Origin of the sequence: Amycolatopsis iheyensis (assembly GCF_024703995.1) — a bacterium.
GTDB lineage: Bacteria > Actinomycetota > Actinomycetes > Mycobacteriales > Pseudonocardiaceae > Amycolatopsis > Amycolatopsis iheyensis.
Genome location: NZ_JAMXQV010000068.1, coordinates 1 through 1,596, shown reverse-complemented (window position 1 = coordinate 1,596; position 1,596 = coordinate 1). Strand labels below are relative to the sequence as shown.

Sequence of the window (1,596 nt, the reverse complement as noted above, 5' to 3'; positions counted from 1 at the left end):
GCTCAAGAAACACTTCGGGACCATCGGCCTGCTCTTCACGGCCGTCGGGTCGGTGATCGGCTCCGGCTGGCTGTTCGGGGCGATGAACGCCGCCGAGCTGGCCGGGCCCGCCGCGATCGTCTCGTGGGTGATCGGCGCGGTCATGTTCATCCTGATCGGGATGACCTACGCCGAGCTCGGCACGATGTTCCCGCACTCGGGCGGCGTCGCCCGGTTCCCGCACTACTCGTTCGGCTCCTTCGCCAGCTTCTCCATGGGCTGGGTCACCTGGATCGCCGCCGCCGCGGTCGCGCCGATCGAGGTGCTGGCCGTCGTCCAGTACGCGACGAACTACCTGCCGTGGCTGGAAACCCTCGACGCCGACAAGAACCCGACGCTCACCGGCGCCGGCACGGGCATCTCGATCGCCCTGCTCGCCCTGTTCGTCCTGGTCAACTTCTTCGGCGTGCGGTGGTTCGCCCGGATCAACAACGTGCTGGTGTGGTGGAAGCTCGCGATCATCGCGCTGGTCATCGTCGTCTTCCTGGTCACCGCCTTCGACACCGACCACTTCACCGCGTACGGCGGCTTCGCCCCCTACGGCGCGCACGGGATCTTCTCCGCCGTCGCGAGCGCCGGGATCGCCTTCTCCTTCTTCGGGTTCCGGCAAGGCGTCGAGCTCGCCGGGGAGACCTCGAACCCGAAGCGCAACGTGCCGCTCACCCTGATCGGGTCCGTGGTGCTGACCGGCGTGCTGTACATCCTGCTGCAGATCGCGTTCATCGGCGCGGTCCCGTCCGACGCGATCGCGAAGCAGGGCTGGCAGGGTGTCGGCTCGAACTTCAGCGCCAACACCGACGTCCTGGCGACGTTCGGGCCGCTCGCCGCGATCGCGAGCATCCTCGGCGTCGGCTGGCTGGCCGCCCTGCTCTACGCCGACGCGATCATCTCCCCCGGGGACACCGGCCTGATCTACACCGGCGTCACCGCGCGCATCTCCTACGCGATGGGCCGCAACCGCAACGCGCCCGCCGGGCTGGCCAAGGTCAACACCACCGGCGTGCCGTGGGTCAGCCTCATCCTCGCCTTCGTCGTCGGCTGCTTCTTCTTCCTGCCGTTCCCGGGCTGGAGCAAGCTGGTCGAGTTCGTCACCAACAGCACGGTGCTGTCGTTCGGCTCCGGGCCGCTGGTGCTGCTCGCCATGCGCCGGCAGCTGCCGGACCAGCACCGGCCGTTCCGGCTCGGGAAGACCTCGACGTGGGTCGTGGCGTTCCTCGCCCTGTTCTCCACCAACCTGATCATCTACTGGACCGGGTGGGACACCAACTGGAAGCTGTTCGTGGTGATCGCGTTCGGCTACCTGCTGCTGGCCGTGCACGAGACGGTCGCCAAGGGCCGCACGTCGCGGCTGGACTTCCGGCACGGGTGGTGGGTGCTGGTGTGGTTCGCCGGCCTCGCGGTGATCAGCTACCTCGGCGACTACCCCGAGCAGAGCGAGCACGCCGGCAACCTCGGGGTGCTCGACTTCGACCTCGGCGCCGTGGCCTCGCTCGTGCTGACCGTGCTGGTCATGGTGCTCGCCCTGCGCAACCCGCTGCCCGCCGAACGCGTCCGCGC

General features: G+C 68.8%; 1 protein-coding gene. It reads left to right on the top strand.

Going from position 1 to position 1,596, the window contains the following annotated elements:
- Window positions 1–1,596 (top strand): APC family permease (locus tag M8542_RS49730; RefSeq protein ID WP_257927445.1); only part of this gene is annotated, 1,596 nt, incomplete at both ends.